Below are 17,567 nucleotides of genomic sequence, written 5' to 3'. Positions count from 1 at the left end.
GATCGTTCCGATCGCGATGGAAGAAAAGCTGCGCTTCGCTATCCGCGAAGGTGGCCGTACCGTCGGCGCCGGCATCGTTGCTTCGATCGTCGAGTAATCTCAGGATTATTTCGCTTCAAAAAGGCCCCGCTGGAAACAGCGGGGCTTTTCGTTTTGAGCCCGACGCAGGACGCCGGCGATGAACTCGCTCTTTCCGCTGGCGTAGATGTCCCAATTGCCTCTTGCCTGGATGATCAGTTTCCGTTTGAGCAGTTCGTACTGTCGCGCGACTCCCGTGTGTCGGCGCAGGTAGTCGCGAAACAGGATGCGCGCTTGATGCGCGTGGTTGTCAGGCCCGCATATATAGAGGCGGGTACCATAGGGCGCCCCGCTCATGGTGAGTGTCCATAGGCCATTGCCGTAGGGATCTCCGTGGAAGTGATAGCCGGCCGTAGCCGCGCTTTCGAGCGCTACCGGAATGTCGCCTTCAGATTGAAGGACGGCGTCGATATCTATCTTCGGCTTGGCCGCCAGTCCGGGTACGGCTGTGCTGCCAACGTGTTGAATGTCGGCAATGAGTGGCGCCAGGAGGCCTGCGATGACGCGGCGACGCGCTGCAAAATCCTCTGGCCAGAACGGATCATATTCAACCAGGCGGATATCAGTCATAGGTTTGCCTTGTCGCACTCGACCGATTCGCAATCCTATCTGTTGGCTTCGAAACGGTGCTCGAAAATCGCAGAGGAGGAGGTGGCATCATTGAAAACAATGCGTTTTCGCTAGGTCATATGGCGGGCGAGCGGCCGTCTGGGCGGAGGGGGGAAGACTTGATTGAGGATTTTTGCTCTTTTCCGTCAAAGACGCTTGTCATCGCCCGATAAACTGAATAATAAGCCGCTGACTTGATGCGCTGACCGGTTCGAGAATGACCGGCTGAAGCGATCTAGGGGTATAGCTCAGTTGGTAGAGCGGCGGTCTCCAAAACCGCAGGTCGTCGGTTCAAGCCCGGCTGCCCCTGCCATTGCCTTCGCCTTTGCAAGCGGCTCAAAGCCGGGTAAGGTGGAAGGAGGTCGGATAAGCCGACCATCGAAATTCACAGAAAAGACCGAATGCCTCTTGTGATTTGTAGAATCGGTCTTTATGTAGGGTCCAAACAGACACGCGGTGCGTGGGGCTGAATCATCGGCTTTACGCGCCGTAATGGCGTGAGCATTACATGGCATCCAAAACGAATCCGTTTACGTTTCTGCAGCAGGTTCGCTCAGAGGCGTCGAAAGTAACTTGGCCATCCAGGCGCGAGACGATGATCTCGACGCTGATGGTTTTTGTCATGGTCTTTTTTGCCGCTGCCTTCTTCTTTGCTGCGGACCAGTTGATGGGTTGGCTGATTGGCCTAGTCCTCAACGCTGGCGCTTGATTGGGTGGAGGGTAGTATGGCTGCACGCTGGTATATTGTTCACGCCTATTCGAATTTCGAAAAGAAGGTAGCTGAATCGATCGAGGAAAAGGCCAAGCAAAAAGGTCTTTCGCATCTGTTCGAGAAGATCCTTGTTCCGACCGAAAAGGTTGTCGAGATTCGCCGCGGCCGCAAGGTTGATGCCGAGCGCAAGTTTTTCCCGGGTTACGTCCTGGTGCGCGCCAACCTGACGGATGAGGCCTTTCACCTCATCAAGAACACGCCGAAGGTCACCGGTTTCCTCGGGACCGACAGCAAGCCGGTTCCGATTCCGGATCATGAAGCCGATCGTATCCTCGGCCAGGTCCAGGATGGCGTCGAGCGTCCGAAGCCGTCCGTCTCCTTTGAGATCGGCGAGCAGGTTCGCGTCTCGGATGGTCCGTTCGCCTCGTTCAACGGCATCGTTCAGGATGTCGACGAGGAGCGGTCGCGCCTGAAGGTCGAGGTTTCGATCTTCGGTCGTGCGACCCCGGTCGAACTGGAATACGGCCAGGTCGAGAAGGTCTGAGAAGATCACAAGAGATTGGGCAAGTCGTTTAGGCCTGCCCTGGCGGAGAAATCCGCATGCGCGTGGAAGGACGTCGGCCTTAGCCGGGACGAAGGGTCCGCACCACGCAACCGCAGCCGCCGATCCCTGATCGGCTACATGCCGGGAAACCGGCGCAACAGTTCCTCGTTTCGATCCGTCGCGATGAGGCAATGAGAGGCAGAGAGAAATGGCTAAGAAAGTTGCAGGCCAGCTCAAGCTGCAGGTGAAGGCAGGGTCGGCCAATCCGTCCCCGCCGATCGGTCCTGCACTCGGTCAGCGTGGCATTAACATCATGGAATTCTGCAAGGCGTTCAATGCCGCCACGCAGGAAATGGAAAAGGGTATGCCGATCCCGGTCGTCATCACCTATTACCAGGACAAGTCGTTCACCTTCGTCATGAAGCAGCCGCCGGTCAGCTACTTCCTGAAGCGTGAATCGAAGATCACGTCCGGTTCGAAGACCCCAGGTAAGGCCAAGGCTGGCTCGATCACCAAGGCTCAGATCCGCACGATCGCAGAGGCCAAGATGAAGGACCTCAACGCGGCCGATATCGAAGGCGCAATGGCAATGGTCGAGGGCTCTGCCCGCTCCATGGGCCTGGAAGTGGCGGGCTAAGACCATGGCGAAGATTGCAAAGCGTGTACAGAAGTCCCGCGAGGGCATCGACCCGACGAAGATCTACGGCCTCACCGAAGCCGTATCGCTGGTCAAGGAACGTGCAACTGCCAAGTTCGACGAGACTGTTGAAGTCGCGATGAACCTTGGCGTTGACCCGCGCCACGCCGACCAGATGGTTCGCGGCGTCGTCAACCTGCCGAACGGCACGGGCCGCACGGTTCGTGTTGCCGTGTTCGCACGTGGTGCCAAGGCTGATGAAGCCAAGGCTGCCGGTGCAGACATCGTCGGCGCTGAAGAGCTCGTCGAAATCGTTCAGGGCGGCAAGATCGACTTCGATCGTTGCATCGCGACCCCGGACATGATGCCGCTCGTCGGCCGCCTCGGTAAGGTTCTCGGCCCGCGCGGCATGATGCCGAACCCGAAGGTCGGAACGGTCACCATGGACGTTGCCGGTGCCGTCAAGGCATCCAAGGGCGGCGCCGTCGAATTCCGCGTCGAGAAGGCTGGTATCATCCACGCCGGCATCGGCAAGGCTTCGTTCGACGCCAAGGCTTTGGAAGAAAACATCCGCGCCTTCGCTGACGCGGTCGTCAAGGCGAAGCCTGCTGGCGCCAAGGGCAACTACGTCAAGCGCGTAGCGATTTCGTCGACCATGGGCCCGGGCCTGAAGATCGACCCGGCAACGCTCAGCGTCGCCTAATGAATTTCGGGCTTCGGCCCGAGCAATAATTTCCGGCCCTTCGGGGCCGGAAATCCGGATCTCGATCCGGAACTCCTGTCCGAGATTGCGGGTGGTTTTACCTTAATCACTTCGGCCTGCATGAGACGGGTAAGATCTGAATTTCACGATGACGCCGGAGGCGTCGAAATTCGGTTCGAGCCTCGCTTGCCTTGTGTCAGACCCGGCTTTCCGGGAACGCCAAGGGACAGGATCCTCAAGCGTTACTTGGGATCTTTTTTGAGATCCCTGGTGACAAAGGCAAACCCGGCAGGGGCTGCAGTTCATGCAACCCTGTCAACTGGAGACAGACAGTGGAAAGAGCGGAAAAACGCGAATTCGTCACGGAGCTGAACGAAGTCTTCAAGGCTTCCGGTTCGGTTGTCGTGGCCCACTATGCTGGTGTCACAGTTGCGCAGATGAACGACTTCCGTTCGAAGATGCGCGCTGCTGGCGGCACCGTCAAAGTCGCGAAAAACCGCCTGGCCAAGATCGCTCTTCAGGGCACCGAGTCGGAAGGGATGACAAATCTCTTCAAGGGTCAGACGCTGATCGCATTCAGCCAAGACCCGATCACGGCTCCTAAGGTCGTCATGGATTTCGCCAAGACCAACGACAAGCTCGTTGTTCTCGGTGGTTCCATGGGAACAACCACGCTCACCGCCGAAGCAGTCAAGTCGCTTGCGACCCTGCCTTCGCTGGACGAGCTGCGCGCAAAGCTGCTGGGCCTTCTCAATGCCCCGGCAACCCGCGTTGCTACGGTTGTTGCAGCACCGGCAAGCCAGCTTGCCCGCGTGTTCGCCGCCTATGCCAAGAAGGACGAAGCCGCCTAAGGCGGATTTTCGCTGTTGTATTTAAAACCAGTTCGAACCGAACAAAAGGAAAAGTAAAATGGCTGATCTCGCAAAGATCGTTGAAGACCTCTCCTCGCTGACCGTCCTGGAAGCTGCTGAGCTTTCCAAGCTGCTCGAAGAGAAGTGGGGCGTTTCTGCAGCTGCTCCGGTAGCTGTTGCTGCTGCTGGCGGCGCCGGTGCTGCTGCTCCGGTCGAAGAAGAAAAGACCGAATTTGACGTTATCCTCGTTGACGCTGGCGCCAACAAGATCAACGTCATCAAGGAAGTCCGCGCCATCACCGGTCTCGGCCTCAAGGAAGCCAAGGACCTGGTCGAAGGCGCTCCGAAGCCGGTCAAGGAAGCCGTTTCGAAGGCTGAAGCTGCTGACCTCAAGAAGAAGCTCGAAGACGCTGGCGCCAAGGTTGACGTCAAGTAATTCGGCATTTTGCAAGGGGAGGTGGCCATTTCGGCCGCCTCTCTTTGACCGTTTTTAGAACATATTACCCAAAAGCCTGTCGCAAAACGGCTTTTGGGTAATGGGTTCTTCAAGAGGATGGTCTCGAACGGAATTCAGCACAGCAATCCGCGCTGGGCGTTTTCCGCAAGTTAGACGAGATTGAACTACTCATTGATTGACGGGGTCGACTGGCCATCGGTTCCCGTCCGTTGCAGGCCCGGATGCAAGATTGACAAGGAGCGACGATGGCTCAGACCCTTTCGTTTAACGGTCGCAGGCGCGTACGCAAGTTTTTTGGTAAAATTCCAGAAGTCGCAGAAATGCCGAACCTCATCGAGGTTCAGAAGGCATCCTACGACCAGTTTCTTATGGTTGAAGAGCCCAAGGGCGGACGCCCTGATGAGGGCCTTCAAGCCGTTTTCAAATCGGTTTTCCCGATCAAGGATTTCTCCGGCGCTTCGATGCTCGAGTTCGTGTCCTACGAATTCGAACAGCCGAAGTTCGACGTCGAAGAATGCCGTCAGCGCGATCTGACCTACGCAGCACCGCTCAAGGTGACCCTGCGCCTGATCGTGTTCGATATTGACGAGGATACCGGCGCGAAGTCGATCAAGGACATCAAGGAACAGAACGTCTACATGGGCGATATGCCGCTCATGACCGACAACGGTACCTTCATCGTCAATGGCACCGAGCGCGTTATCGTTTCGCAGATGCACCGCTCTCCGGGCGTGTTCTTCGACCATGACAAGGGCAAGAGCCACTCTTCCGGCAAGCTGCTCTTCGCTGCCCGCGTGATCCCGTATCGCGGTTCCTGGCTCGACATCGAGTTCGATGCCAAGGATATCGTCCACGCCCGTATCGACCGCCGCCGCAAGATCCCCGTGTCTTCGCTTTTGATGGCGCTCGGCATGGACGGCGAGGAGATCCTCGACACCTTCTACACGAAGTCGCTCTACCAGCGCGACGGCGCTGGCTGGCGCGTGCCGTTCCAGCCGGATGCGCTGAAGGGCCAGAAGGCGATCACCGAGATGGTCGACGCCGATACCGGCGAAGTGGTTGTCGAAGCTGGCAAGAAGCTGACGCCGCGCCTGCTGCGCCAGTTGCAGGACAAGGGTCTCAAGGCCCTGAAAGCGACCGATGACGACCTCTATGGCAACTACCTTGCCGAAGACATCGTCAACTTCTCGACCGGTGAAATCTACCTCGAAGCAGGCGACGAGATCGACGAGAAGACGCTTCCCGTCATTCTGTCGGCCGGCTTCGACGAAATCCCGGTTCTCGACATCGACCATATCAATGTCGGCGCCTACATCCGCAACACGCTGACCGTAGACAAGAACGAGAACCGTCAGGATGCTCTGTTCGATATCTACCGCGTAATGCGTCCGGGCGAACCGCCGACCATGGATTCTGCGGAAGCCATGTTCAACACGTTGTTCTTCGATGCCGAGCGTTACGACCTCTCGGCCGTCGGTCGCGTGAAGATGAACATGCGTCTCGACCTTGAAGTGGCTGATACCGTTCGTATCCTGCGCAAGGAAGACATCCTGGCTGTCGTCAAGATGCTGGTCGAGCTGCGTGACGGCAAGGGCGAAATCGACGACATTGACAACCTCGGCAACCGCCGTGTTCGTTCTGTCGGCGAACTGATGGAAAACCAGTACCGCCTTGGTCTGTTGCGCATGGAGCGCGCGATCAAGGAACGCATGTCGTCGATCGAAATCGATACCGTCATGCCGCAGGACCTGATCAACGCCAAGCCGGCTGCCGCCGCCGTCCGCGAATTCTTCGGCTCCTCGCAGCTGTCGCAGTTCATGGACCAGGTGAACCCGCTTTCGGAAATCACCCACAAGCGCCGTCTTTCGGCACTTGGCCCGGGTGGTCTGACCCGCGAGCGCGCAGGCTTCGAAGTCCGTGACGTTCACCCGACGCACTACGGCCGTATCTGCCCGATTGAAACGCCGGAAGGCCCGAACATCGGTCTGATCAACTCGCTTGCAACCTTTGCCCGCGTCAACAAGTACGGCTTCATCGAAAGCCCGTACCGTAAGATCGTTGACGGCAAGGTGACGAACGACGTCGTTTATCTCTCCGCAATGGAAGAAGCGAAGTACCACGTCGCCCAGGCAAACTCGGTTCTCGATAGCGATGGTGCGTTCTCGGAAGAGTTCGTCGTTTGCCGTCATGCCGGCGAAGTTATGCTGGCACCGCGTGACAACATCAACCTGATGGACGTTTCGCCGAAGCAGCTCGTTTCGGTCGCCGCGGCGCTCATCCCGTTCCTGGAGAACGACGACGCCAACCGCGCACTGATGGGCTCGAACATGCAGCGTCAGGCCGTGCCTCTGCTGCGCGCCGAAGCTCCGTTCGTCGGTACCGGCATGGAACCGGTCGTTGCCCGCGACTCCGGCGCTGCCATTGCAGCCCGTCGTGGCGGTGTCGTCGACCAGGTCGATGCGACCCGTATCGTTATCCGCGCCACCGAAGACCTCGATCCGTCGAAGTCGGGCGTCGATATCTACCGTCTGCAGAAGTTCCAGCGTTCGAACCAGAACACCTGCGTCAACCAGCGCCCGCTGGTCACCGTCGGTGACGTTCTGAACAAGGGCGACATCATTGCTGATGGTCCGTCGACCGATCTCGGCGATCTGGCACTCGGCCGCAACGCGCTCGTCGCGTTCATGCCGTGGAACGGCTACAACTACGAAGACTCGATCCTGTTGTCCGAGCGCATCGTGCGTGACGACGTGTTCACCTCCATCCACATCGAAGAATTCGAAGTGATGGCGCGTGACACCAAGCTGGGTCCGGAAGAAATTACCCGCGACATTCCGAACGTTTCGGAAGAAGCGCTGCGTAATCTCGACGAAGCCGGCATCGTCTACATCGGTGCTGAGGTTCAGCCGGGCGATATCCTGGTCGGCAAGATCACGCCGAAGGGCGAAAGCCCGATGACGCCGGAAGAAAAGCTTCTGCGCGCCATCTTCGGTGAAAAGGCTTCCGACGTGCGCGACACGTCCATGCGCATGCCCCCGGGCACGTTCGGCACCGTCGTCGAAGTTCGCGTCTTCAATCGCCACGGCGTTGAGAAGGACGAGCGCGCGATGGCGATCGAGCGCGAGGAAATCGAACGACTGGCCAAGGACCGCGACGACGAACAGGCGATCCTCGATCGTAACGTCTACGCACGTCTCGTCGACATGCTGCGCGGTCACACCGCGGTTGCAGGTCCGAAGGGCTTCAAGAAGGGCACTGAGCTGTCCAACCTCGTCGTCAGCGAATATCCCCGCTCGCAGTGGTGGATGTTTGCCATCGAAGACGAGAAGGCTCAGGGCGAGATCGAAGCGCTTCGCGCCCAGTACGACGAATCCAAGTCGCGCCTTGAACAGCGCTTCATGGACAAGGTCGAAAAGGTCCAGCGCGGCGACGAAATGCCTCCGGGCGTCATGAAGATGGTCAAGGTCTTCGTCGCTGTTAAGCGCAAGATCCAGCCGGGCGACAAGATGGCCGGCCGTCACGGCAACAAGGGTGTCGTGTCGCGTATCGTGCCGATCGAAGACATGCCGTTCCTGGAAGATGGTACGCACGTCGACGTCGTTCTGAACCCGCTCGGCGTGCCTTCGCGCATGAACGTCGGCCAGATCCTCGAAACCCATCTTGGCTGGGCTTGCGCCGGCATGGGCAAGAAGATCGGCGCGATGCTCGATGCCTACAAGGCAGGTGCCGATATCCAGCCGCTGCGCGACACCATCGACAGCGTCATCGGGTCGGGCCCGAAGGGTGAGCCGATCAAGCAGTACGACGACGAGTCGATCGTACGGCTTGCCGAGCAGACCCGTCGTGGCGTTTCGATCGCGACGCCGGTCTTCGACGGTGCTGTCGAAGCTGACGTCAACGAGATGCTGGAGCAGGCGGGCCTGAAGGTAACCGGTCAGTCGACGCTTTATGATGGCCGTACCGGCGATCAATTCGACCGCCAGGTGACCGTCGGCTACATCTACATGCTGAAGCTGAACCACCTTGTCGACGACAAGATCCACGCCCGTTCGATCGGTCCTTACTCGCTCGTCACCCAGCAGCCGCTGGGCGGCAAGGCGCAGTTCGGCGGTCAGCGCTTCGGGGAAATGGAAGTCTGGGCGCTCGAAGCCTACGGCGCCGCCTACACCCTGCAGGAAATGCTGACGGTGAAGTCGGACGACGTGGCCGGTCGTACGAAGGTCTACGAAGCGATCGTCCGTGGCGACGATACCTTCGAAGCGGGCATTCCCGAGAGCTTCAACGTTCTCGTCAAGGAAATGCGCTCGCTGGGCCTCTCGGTCGAACTCGAGAACACCAAGGTCGACGAACTCGGTGCAGCGCAGCTGCCTGACGCAGCCGAATAAGAAACATCAAGGTGCGTGCCGCGTCGCGGCGCGCACCGCTTCCTCCGCAAGGCTTCATTGGCAAGCGAGAGGAACGGGGCCGCATCAAATGCGGTTTTAGCTGTTTATGGGGCAGAGGGGCCGGCGCCCGGGATTTGTCGGCACTCTCGCCAAGCTCAGGGCGTTAAGCCCGTAAAGGAGACAGGCATGAACCAAGAGGTCATGAATCTTTTCAATCCGCAGGTGCCTGCACAGACTTTCGATTCCATCCGGATTTCGATCGCCTCGCCGGAGAAGATTCTTTCCTGGTCTTACGGTGAGATCAAGAAGCCGGAGACGATCAACTATCGTACGTTCAAGCCGGAACGTGACGGTCTCTTCTGCGCTCGTATCTTCGGTCCGATCAAGGATTACGAATGCCTGTGCGGCAAGTACAAGCGCATGAAGTACAAGGGCATCATCTGCGAAAAGTGCGGCGTTGAAGTTACGCTGTCGCGCGTTCGCCGTGAGCGCATGGGCCATATTGAGCTCGCCGCTCCCGTTGCCCACATCTGGTTCCTGAAGTCGCTGCCGAGCCGCATTTCGACGCTGCTCGACATGACGCTGAAGGATGTCGAGCGCGTTCTCTACTTCGAGAACTACATCGTCACCGAGCCCGGTCTGACGTCGCTGAAGGAAAACCAGCTCCTCAGCGAAGAAGACTACATGCTCGCCGTCGACGAGTTCGGCGAAGATCAGTTCACCGCGATGATCGGTGCTGAAGCGATCTATGAAATGCTCGCTTCGATGAACCTCGAGAAGATCGCTGGCGATCTGCGTTCGGATCTGGCCGAGACCACCTCGGATCTGAAGCAGAAGAAGCTGATGAAGCGGTTGAAGATCGTCGAGAACTTCATGGATTCCGGCAATCGCCCGGAATGGATGATCATGAAGGTCGTTCCGGTGATCCCGCCGGACCTGCGCCCGCTCGTGCCGCTCGACGGCGGCCGTTTCGCGACGTCGGATCTGAACGATCTCTATCGCCGCGTGATCAACCGTAACAACCGTCTGAAGCGTCTGATCGAACTGCGCGCTCCAGGCATCATCATCCGCAACGAAAAGCGCATGCTGCAGGAATCTGTGGACGCGCTGTTCGACAACGGCCGTCGCGGTCGCGTCATCACCGGCGCCAACAAGCGTCCGCTGAAGTCGCTGTCCGACATGCTCAAGGGCAAGCAGGGCCGCTTCCGTCAGAACCTGCTCGGCAAGCGCGTCGACTACTCCGGCCGCTCGGTTATCGTGACCGGTCCGGAGCTGAAGCTGCACCAGTGCGGTCTTCCGAAGAAGATGGCGCTCGAGCTGTTCAAGCCGTTCATCTACGCTCGCCTCGACGCCAAGGGTTATTCCTCGACCGTCAAGCAGGCCAAGAAGCTCGTCGAAAAGGAAAAGCCGGAAGTCTGGGATATCCTGGACGAGGTCATCCGCGAGCATCCGGTTCTGTTGAACCGCGCACCGACGCTGCACCGCCTGGGCATCCAGGCCTTCGAACCGACCCTGGTCGAAGGCAAGGCCATCCAGCTGCACCCGCTCGTCTGCACGGCCTTCAACGCCGACTTCGACGGCGACCAGATGGCCGTTCACGTGCCGCTGTCGCTCGAAGCGCAGCTCGAAGCACGCGTGCTGATGATGTCGACGAACAACATTCTGCACCCGGCTAACGGCGCGCCGATCATCGTTCCGTCGCAGGACATGGTTCTGGGTCTCTACTATCTGTCGATCCTGAACCAGAACGAGCCCGGCGAAGGCATGGCGTTTTCTGACATGGGCGAGCTGCATCACGCGCTCGAAACCAAGTCCGTGACACTGCACGCCAAGATCCGTGGCCGTTTCAAGACCGTCGATGCCGAGGGCAACCCGGTTTCGAAGATCTACGAAACCACGCCTGGCCGCATGATCATCGGTGAACTGTTGCCGCGCAACGTCAACGTGCCGTTCGAGACCTGCAACCAGGAAATGACCAAGAAGAACATCTCCAAGATGATCGACACGGTCTACCGTCACTGCGGTCAGAAAGACACGGTCATCTTCTGCGACCGCATCATGCAGCTCGGCTTTGCCCATGCTTGCCGCGCCGGCATTTCGTTCGGCAAGGACGACATGGTCATTCCGGACACCAAGGTGAAGATCGTCGGCGATACTGAAGCGCTCGTGAAGGAATACGAGCAGCAGTATAATGACGGCCTCATCACCCAGGGCGAAAAGTACAACAAGGTCGTTGACGCCTGGGGCAAGGCTACCGAGAAGGTCGCCGACGAAATGATGGCCCGCATTAAGGCTGTGGAGTTTGACGACAACGGCCGTCAGAAGCCGATGAACTCGATCTACATGATGTCGCACTCCGGCGCCCGTGGTTCTCCGAACCAGATGCGTCAGCTGGGCGGCATGCGCGGCCTGATGGCCAAGCCGTCGGGTGAAATCATCGAGACGCCGATCATCTCGAACTTCAAGGAAGGTCTGACCGTTAACGAGTACTTCAACTCGACCCACGGTGCCCGTAAGGGTCTGGCCGACACCGCCTTGAAGACCGCGAACTCGGGCTACCTGACGCGTCGTCTCGTCGACGTGGCGCAGGATTGCATCGTCAACTCCGTCGATTGCGGCACCGAGAATGGCCTCACCATGACGGCGATCGTCGATGCCGGTCAGGTTGTGGCTTCGCTTGGCGCTCGTATTCTTGGCCGTACGGCTCTGGACGACATCGATCACCCGGTCACGGGCGTTCGTCTCGTCGACGCCGGCCGGATGATCCTGGAACCCGACGTCATCGAGATCGAAAAGGCTGGTATCCAGTCGATCCGCATCCGTTCGGCGCTGACCTGCGAAATCCAGACGGGCGTTTGCGGCGTCTGCTACGGCCGCGACCTGGCACGTGGTACGCCGGTCAACATGGGCGAAGCGGTTGGCGTTATCGCTGCACAGTCGATCGGTGAACCGGGCACCCAGCTCACCATGCGTACCTTCCACTTGGGCGGTACGGCGACCGTGGTCGACCAGTCGTTCCTGGAAGCGTCCTACGAAGGCACGGTACAGATCAAGAACCGCAACATGCTGCGCAACTCTGACGGCATCCTTGTCGCCATGGGTCGTAACATGGCCGTCCAGATCCTCGACGAACGTGGTGTCGAGCGCTCCTCGCAGCGTGTCGCCTACGGTTCGAAGATCTTCGTCGACGATGGTGACAAGGTGAAGCGCGGTCAGCGTCTTGCCGAGTGGGACCCCTACACCCGTCCGATGATGACGGAAGTGGAAGGTACCGTTCACTTCGAAGACGTCGTCGACGGCATCTCCGTGCTCGAAGCGACCGACGAGTCCACCGGCATCACCAAGCGTCAGGTTATCGATTGGCGTTCGACGCCGCGCGGTACCGACCTGAAGCCGGCGATCGTCATCAAGGACAAGAACGGCGCGGTCCTGAAGCTGTCGCGTGGTGGTGACGCCCGCTTCATGCTTTCGGTTGACGCCATTCTCTCGGTTGAACCGGGCACGAAGGTTTCCCAGGGTGACGTGCTGGCACGTTCGCCGCTGGAAAGCGCCAAGACCAAGGATATCACCGGTGGTCTGCCGCGCGTTGCCGAACTGTTCGAAGCACGTCGTCCGAAGGATCACGCCGTCATCGCTGAGATCGATGGTACGATCCGCTTCGGCCGCGACTACAAGAACAAGCGTCGCGTTCTGATCGAGCCTGCTGAAGACGGTGTTGAGCCGGTCGAATACCTGATCCCGAAGGGCAAGCCCTTCCATCTTCAGGATGGCGACTACATCGAAAAGGGCGACTACATCCTCGACGGCAACCCGGCGCCGCACGACATCCTGGCGATCAAGGGAGTGGAAGCACTCGCTTCCTACCTGGTCAACGAAATCCAGGAAGTCTACCGACTGCAGGGCGTTGTGATCAACGACAAGCACATCGAAGTCATCGTTCGTCAGATGCTGCAGAAGGTGGAAATCACCGATGCCGGCGACTCGACCTACATCGTCGGTGACAATGTCGATCGCATCGAGCTCGAAGACGTCAACGACGGCCTGATCGAACAGGGCAAGAAGCCGGCATACGGCGATCCGGTCCTGCTCGGCATCACCAAGGCCTCGCTGCAGACACCGTCGTTCATCTCGGCGGCGTCGTTCCAGGAAACCACCAAGGTGCTGACCGAAGCGGCGATCGCCGGCAAGGTCGACGGCCTGCAGGGTCTGAAGGAAAACGTCATCGTCGGCCGTCTGATCCCGGCTGGTACCGGCGGAACGATGACGCAGATCCGCCGCATCGCGACGGCGCGCGACGAGATGATTCTCGAAGAGCGTCGCAAGGGTACGGGCGCAGATGTTGCCACCCCGATGCTCGCCGATCTCGCGAAGGAAAACGCAGCGGCCGAATAATGGGAGGAGGGCGTTCTCGCCCTCGTTTCCTCAAATCAGAAAAGCCGCCCGGAGCGATCCGGGCGGCTTTTTCATTGTGGTAGGCTGGAAGGGGAGGCGACGTTGGGGCGTCGACGGCCTCAGCTGAAACGGATGATCGCAACTTCGCCTTCGAGGGCGCCCTGGTAGGCCGAGGCATGCGGCTCCTCGTTCGGCACGTCTGTCAGTGTGCCGATCTGATCGAGGTCGGCCTCCAGGAAGCCTTCCTCGGCGAGCGCGTTCAGCGCCTCGCGCACGGCCGTATCGTCGTCGGGTGCGCGCAACATCACGTGAATGTCCACGCCTTCGTCGTCTCCGTCGGTCTCATAGGCCTTGCCGATGATGATGAAGACCATCGGCTCGTCCGGTGCATTGTCGTTGTCAGGCGTGACGCTCATTGAATATCCTTTCGAGTGCGCGGCCGACTTTAGCGCCCTTTTCAGTGCAGCGCGAAAGAAATAGCTGCGAGGCCACAGGCTTTGGCGACTCGGCAGAATCATGGCGGTGGAAAACCGTCACAAACTGGTTGCCGATTCCTTAACCCTGTTCGAAGCTGTCTGTGTTCAAGTGCAGACAGGGTCGCCAGGACCCACCCCGACACCCGCCAAAGCCTTGTTTTCCGGGCATGGCGGGTCTGTTGGCGGGAGAATATTTGTTAATTGCCCTTGACTGTCGGCCTTGAAATCAGTACACCCCGCCGCATCGGAGCCCATGTGAGGCTGGCTGGTTCGGAACGTCGCGTTCTGGAGTTCGCCTCAAACAAGGTTCGAAACGCACGCTGACTACAAAAAATGCTGCACGCATGACGCGCGAAATGCTGTGTCCTCTGCTTTTTGTAGGGCCATCCGCGACAAAGCGGATCGGTCCTCGTTTGCGCATTTTACAGGTGTCCGTATCGCCGGAGACGGCAACGATCCGCCCGCAAGGGTAACGAGACAAGATTTTGCAAGGGATGGTTACATGCCTACCGTAAACCAGCTGATCCGCAAGCCGCGTCAGGCACAGGTAAAGCGCAACAAGGTTCCTGCTCTGCAGGAAAACCCGCAGAAGCGTGGTGTTTGCACCCGCGTCTACACGACGACCCCGAAGAAGCCGAACTCGGCTCTGCGTAAGGTTGCCAAGATTCGCCTGACCAACGGTTTCGAGGTCATCGGCTATATCCCGGGTGAAGGTCACAACCTTCAGGAACACTCGGTTGTCATGATCCGCGGCGGCCGCGTAAAGGACCTTCCGGGTGTCCGTTACCACATCATCCGTGGCGTTCTCGATACGCAGGGTGTCAAGAACCGCAAGCAGCGCCGCTCCAAGTATGGTGCGAAGCGTCCGAAGTAATTTCGGGTTTCACGAATTCGGCGCTGCGCGAGGTTCTCCGCGTGTTAAGGCGCCAGTCAACAGTTGAGAGACAAAACGTATGTCACGTCGTCACAGTGCAGAAAAGCGCGAGATCAACCCGGATCCGAAGTTCGGCGATCTGGTTGTCACCAAGTTCATGAACGCCATCATGCTTCATGGTAAGAAGTCGGTTGCTGAAAGCATCGTTTACGGTGCCTTCGATGCCGTTCAGGGCAAGCTGAAGCAGGAGCCGATCGCCGTGTTCCATTCGGCCCTCGACAACATCGCTCCGCACGTCGAAGTCCGTTCGCGCCGCGTTGGTGGTGCAACCTACCAGGTTCCCGTCGACGTTCGTCCGGAACGCCGTCAGGCGCTCGCCATCCGCTGGCTGATTGCTGCTGCCCGCAAGCGCAACGAAACGACCATGGTTGATCGCCTCTGCGGCGAACTCATGGACGCTGCGAACAACCGTGGCAGCGCCGTCAAGAAGCGCGAAGACACGCACAAGATGGCCGACGCCAACCGTGCATTCTCGCACTACCGCTGGTAATCGACGACCAATTTCGAAAGGGAGTCCCTATGGCTCGCGAATACAAAATCGAAGACTACCGCAATTTCGGTATTATGGCGCACATCGACGCCGGCAAGACGACGACGACCGAACGTATTCTCTACTACACCGGTAAGTCCCATAAGATCGGCGAAGTCCACGACGGCGCCGCTACCATGGACTGGATGGAGCAGGAGCAGGAACGCGGCATCACTATCACGTCTGCTGCGACCACGACCTTCTGGAAGGGTCGTGATGGCAAGACCCGCCGCTTCAACATCATCGACACCCCCGGCCACGTTGACTTCACCATCGAAGTCGAGCGTTCGCTGCGCGTTCTCGACGGCGCCATCGCGCTGCTCGACGCCAACGCCGGTGTTGAGCCTCAGACGGAAACCGTCTGGCGTCAGGCTGAGAAGTACAACGTTCCGCGCATGATCTTCTGCAACAAGATGGACAAGACCGGCGCTGACTTCTACCGCTCTGTCTCGATGATCAAGTCGCGCCTCGGTGCGATCCCGGTCGTCATGCAGCTGCCGATCGGCGCTGAGACCGAGTTCAAGGGCGTCATCGACCTGATCGAGATGAACGCTCTCATCTGGCGCGACGAATCGCTCGGCGCCCAGTGGGACGTCGTCGAAATTCCTGATGACATGAAGGCAGAAGCGCAGAAGTACCGCGAACTTCTGATCGAGACCGTTGTCGAGATCGATGAAGCTGCGACTGAAGCGTATCTCGAAGGCAACCTGCCTGATAACGACCAGATCCGTGCGCTCGTTCGCCGCGGCACCATCGACGTGAAGTTCCACCCGATGTTCTGCGGCACCGCGTTCAAGAACAAGGGCGTTCAGCCGCTTCTCGACGCCGTTGTCGACTACCTGCCGTCGCCGATGGACATCCCGGCGATCAAGGGCATCGACGTCAAGACCGAAGCCGAGACCGAGCGCCACGCTGACGACAGCGAGCCGCTTTCGATGCTCGCCTTTAAGATCATGAACGACCCCTTCGTCGGTTCGCTCACCTTCGCCCGTATCTACTCCGGCAAGCTCGAAAAGGGCACGTCGGTCATGAACACGGTCAAGGAAAAGCGCGAGCGCGTCGGCCGTATGCTTCAGATGCATTCCAACAGCCGTGAAGACATCGAAGAAGCCTTTGCTGGCGACATCGTTGCTCTGGCTGGCCTCAAGGAAACCACCACTGGCGATACGCTCTGCGACCCGCTGAAGCCGGTTATCCTCGAGCGCATGGAATTCCCGGAGCCGGTTATCCAGATCGCGATCGAGCCGAAGACCAAGGGCGACCAGGAAAAGATGGGCCTCGCGCTCAACCGCCTGGCTGCAGAAGACCCGTCGTTCCGCGTCAAGACCGACGAAGAGTCCGGCCAGACGATCATCGCAGGCATGGGTGAACTCCACCTCGACATCCTGGTTGACCGCATGCGTCGCGAATTCAAGGTCGAAGCAACCGTCGGCGCGCCGCAGGTTGCCTACCGCGAAACCATCACGCGTCAGCACGAAGAAGACTACACGCACAAGAAGCAGTCCGGTGGTACCGGCCAGTTCGCGCGCGTCAAGATCGTCTTCGAACCGAACCCGGATGGCGAAGACTTCAAGTTCGAGTCCAAGATCGTTGGCGGTGCTGTTCCGAAGGAATACATCCCCGGCGTCCAGAAGGGCATCGAAAGCGTTCTGTCTTCGGGTCCGCTGGCTGGCTTCCCGATGCTGGGCGTCAAGGCGACGCTCATCGACGGTGCCTTCCACGACGTCGACTCGTCGGTTCTGGCGTTCGAAATCGCTTCGCGTGCCTGCTTCCGTGAAGCAGCCAAGAAGGCCGGCGCTCAGCTCCTCGAGCCGATGATGAAGGTCGAAGTCGTAACGCCGGAAGATTACGTCGGTGACGTTATCGGCGACCTGAACTCGCGCCGTGGCCAGATCCAGGGCCAGGAAGCACGCGGTGTTGCCGTCGTCATCAATGCGAACGTCCCGTTGGCGAACATGTTCAAGTACGTGGACAACCTGCGCTCGATGTCTCAGGGCCGCGCCCAGTACACGATGACCTTCGATCATTACTCGCCGGTCCCGTCGAACGTCGCACAGGAAATCCAGGCAAAGTATTCCGGTCAGAAGTGACCGGAATACCCTTTCGCTGAAAACAGATAGATAAGGTTTCCCCGACAGGGGACAGGAAACGGAGAGCCGAAAATGGCAAAGAGCAAATTTGAGCGCAACAAGCCGCACGTTAACATTGGCACGATTGGCCACGTTGACCATGGCAAGACGTCGCTGACTGCAGCGATCAC

Annotated in this window: 14 protein-coding genes, 1 tRNA gene and 1 pseudogene; 14 read left to right on the top strand and 2 right to left on the bottom strand. The window is 59.0% G+C overall.

Annotated elements, in window-relative coordinates; all coding sequences use genetic code 11:
- A pseudogene (locus tag ASD02_RS37615) lies at window positions 1–97 on the top strand (elongation factor Tu); the annotation flags it as partial.
- Between the two features lie 8 nt (window positions 98–105).
- Here ASD02_RS37615 and ASD02_RS30130 read toward each other — a convergent pair.
- Window positions 106–648: a GrpB family protein gene (locus ASD02_RS30130; RefSeq protein WP_025426652.1), complete on the bottom strand. Its 543-nt coding sequence runs from the start codon at window positions 646–648 to the stop codon at window positions 106–108.
- Between the two features lie 276 nt (window positions 649–924).
- Between ASD02_RS30130 and ASD02_RS30125 the strand changes: the two genes are divergently transcribed.
- The 9 genes from ASD02_RS30125 (at window position 925) to rpoC (ending at window position 13,368) form a co-directional block, all read left to right on the top strand.
- Window positions 925–1,000, top strand: a tRNA-Trp gene (locus tag ASD02_RS30125).
- Between the two features lie 195 nt (window positions 1,001–1,195).
- Window positions 1,196–1,396, top strand: a complete 201-nt coding sequence (secE, locus tag ASD02_RS30120; RefSeq protein WP_025426653.1) for a preprotein translocase subunit SecE — start codon at window positions 1,196–1,198, stop codon at window positions 1,394–1,396.
- Window positions 1,397–1,412: 16 nt separating this feature from the next.
- On the top strand, window positions 1,413–1,943 hold the full coding sequence (gene nusG / locus ASD02_RS30115) for a transcription termination/antitermination protein NusG (RefSeq protein ID WP_025426654.1): 531 nt from the start codon (window positions 1,413–1,415) through the stop codon (window positions 1,941–1,943).
- Between the two features lie 208 nt (window positions 1,944–2,151).
- Complete coding sequence (rplK, locus tag ASD02_RS30110) at window positions 2,152–2,580, top strand: 50S ribosomal protein L11 (RefSeq protein WP_025426655.1); 429 nt, start codon at window positions 2,152–2,154, stop codon at window positions 2,578–2,580.
- 4 nt (window positions 2,581–2,584) lie between these two features.
- Entirely contained in the window at window positions 2,585–3,283 is a 699-nt protein-coding gene (gene rplA / locus ASD02_RS30105; RefSeq protein WP_025426656.1) for a 50S ribosomal protein L1, read from the top strand.
- A gap of 332 nt (window positions 3,284–3,615) precedes the next feature.
- Complete coding sequence (gene rplJ, locus ASD02_RS30100; protein ID WP_025426657.1) at window positions 3,616–4,134, top strand: 50S ribosomal protein L10; 519 nt, start codon at window positions 3,616–3,618, stop codon at window positions 4,132–4,134.
- Window positions 4,135–4,192: 58 nt separating this feature from the next.
- Window positions 4,193–4,570: a 50S ribosomal protein L7/L12 gene (rplL, locus tag ASD02_RS30095; protein ID WP_025426658.1), complete on the top strand. Its 378-nt coding sequence runs from the start codon at window positions 4,193–4,195 to the stop codon at window positions 4,568–4,570.
- A gap of 266 nt (window positions 4,571–4,836) precedes the next feature.
- Window positions 4,837–8,976, top strand: a complete 4,140-nt coding sequence (gene rpoB / locus ASD02_RS30090) for a DNA-directed RNA polymerase subunit beta (protein ID WP_025426659.1) — start codon at window positions 4,837–4,839, stop codon at window positions 8,974–8,976.
- A gap of 186 nt (window positions 8,977–9,162) precedes the next feature.
- A complete protein-coding gene (rpoC, locus tag ASD02_RS30085; RefSeq protein WP_025426660.1) occupies window positions 9,163–13,368 on the top strand; it encodes a DNA-directed RNA polymerase subunit beta' in 4,206 nt (1,401 codons plus the stop codon).
- A 119-nt stretch (window positions 13,369–13,487) separates the two neighbouring features.
- Here the strand turns inward: rpoC and ASD02_RS30080 are convergent, their stop codons facing one another.
- A complete protein-coding gene (locus tag ASD02_RS30080) occupies window positions 13,488–13,784 on the bottom strand; it encodes a hypothetical protein (protein ID WP_025426661.1) in 297 nt (98 codons plus the stop codon).
- Window positions 13,785–14,346: 562 nt separating this feature from the next.
- On the opposite strand from ASD02_RS30080, the gene rpsL reads away from it, so the two are divergent.
- The 4 genes from rpsL to ASD02_RS38710 form a co-directional block, all read left to right on the top strand.
- Entirely contained in the window at window positions 14,347–14,718 is a 372-nt protein-coding gene (gene rpsL / locus ASD02_RS30075; RefSeq protein ID WP_003507760.1) for a 30S ribosomal protein S12, read from the top strand.
- A 79-nt stretch (window positions 14,719–14,797) separates the two neighbouring features.
- A complete protein-coding gene (rpsG, locus tag ASD02_RS30070; RefSeq protein WP_025426662.1) occupies window positions 14,798–15,268 on the top strand; it encodes a 30S ribosomal protein S7 in 471 nt (156 codons plus the stop codon).
- 29 nt (window positions 15,269–15,297) lie between these two features.
- The gene (gene fusA / locus ASD02_RS30065; protein ID WP_025426663.1) at window positions 15,298–17,397 is read left to right on the top strand and encodes an elongation factor G; all 2,100 of its coding nucleotides are present in this window, start codon (window positions 15,298–15,300) and stop codon (window positions 17,395–17,397) included.
- Between the two features lie 72 nt (window positions 17,398–17,469).
- A partial coding sequence (locus ASD02_RS38710; RefSeq protein WP_141681087.1) for a GTP-binding protein occupies window positions 17,470–17,567 on the top strand: 98 nt, incomplete at its 3' end.

Origin of the sequence: Ensifer sp. Root1252, from assembly GCF_001425885.1 — a bacterium.
In the GTDB taxonomy this organism is placed as follows: domain Bacteria; phylum Pseudomonadota; class Alphaproteobacteria; order Rhizobiales; family Rhizobiaceae; genus Ensifer; species Ensifer canadensis.
Note: the sequence above shows the minus strand (reverse complement) of the source record. Positions and strands in the feature narration are given on the sequence as shown.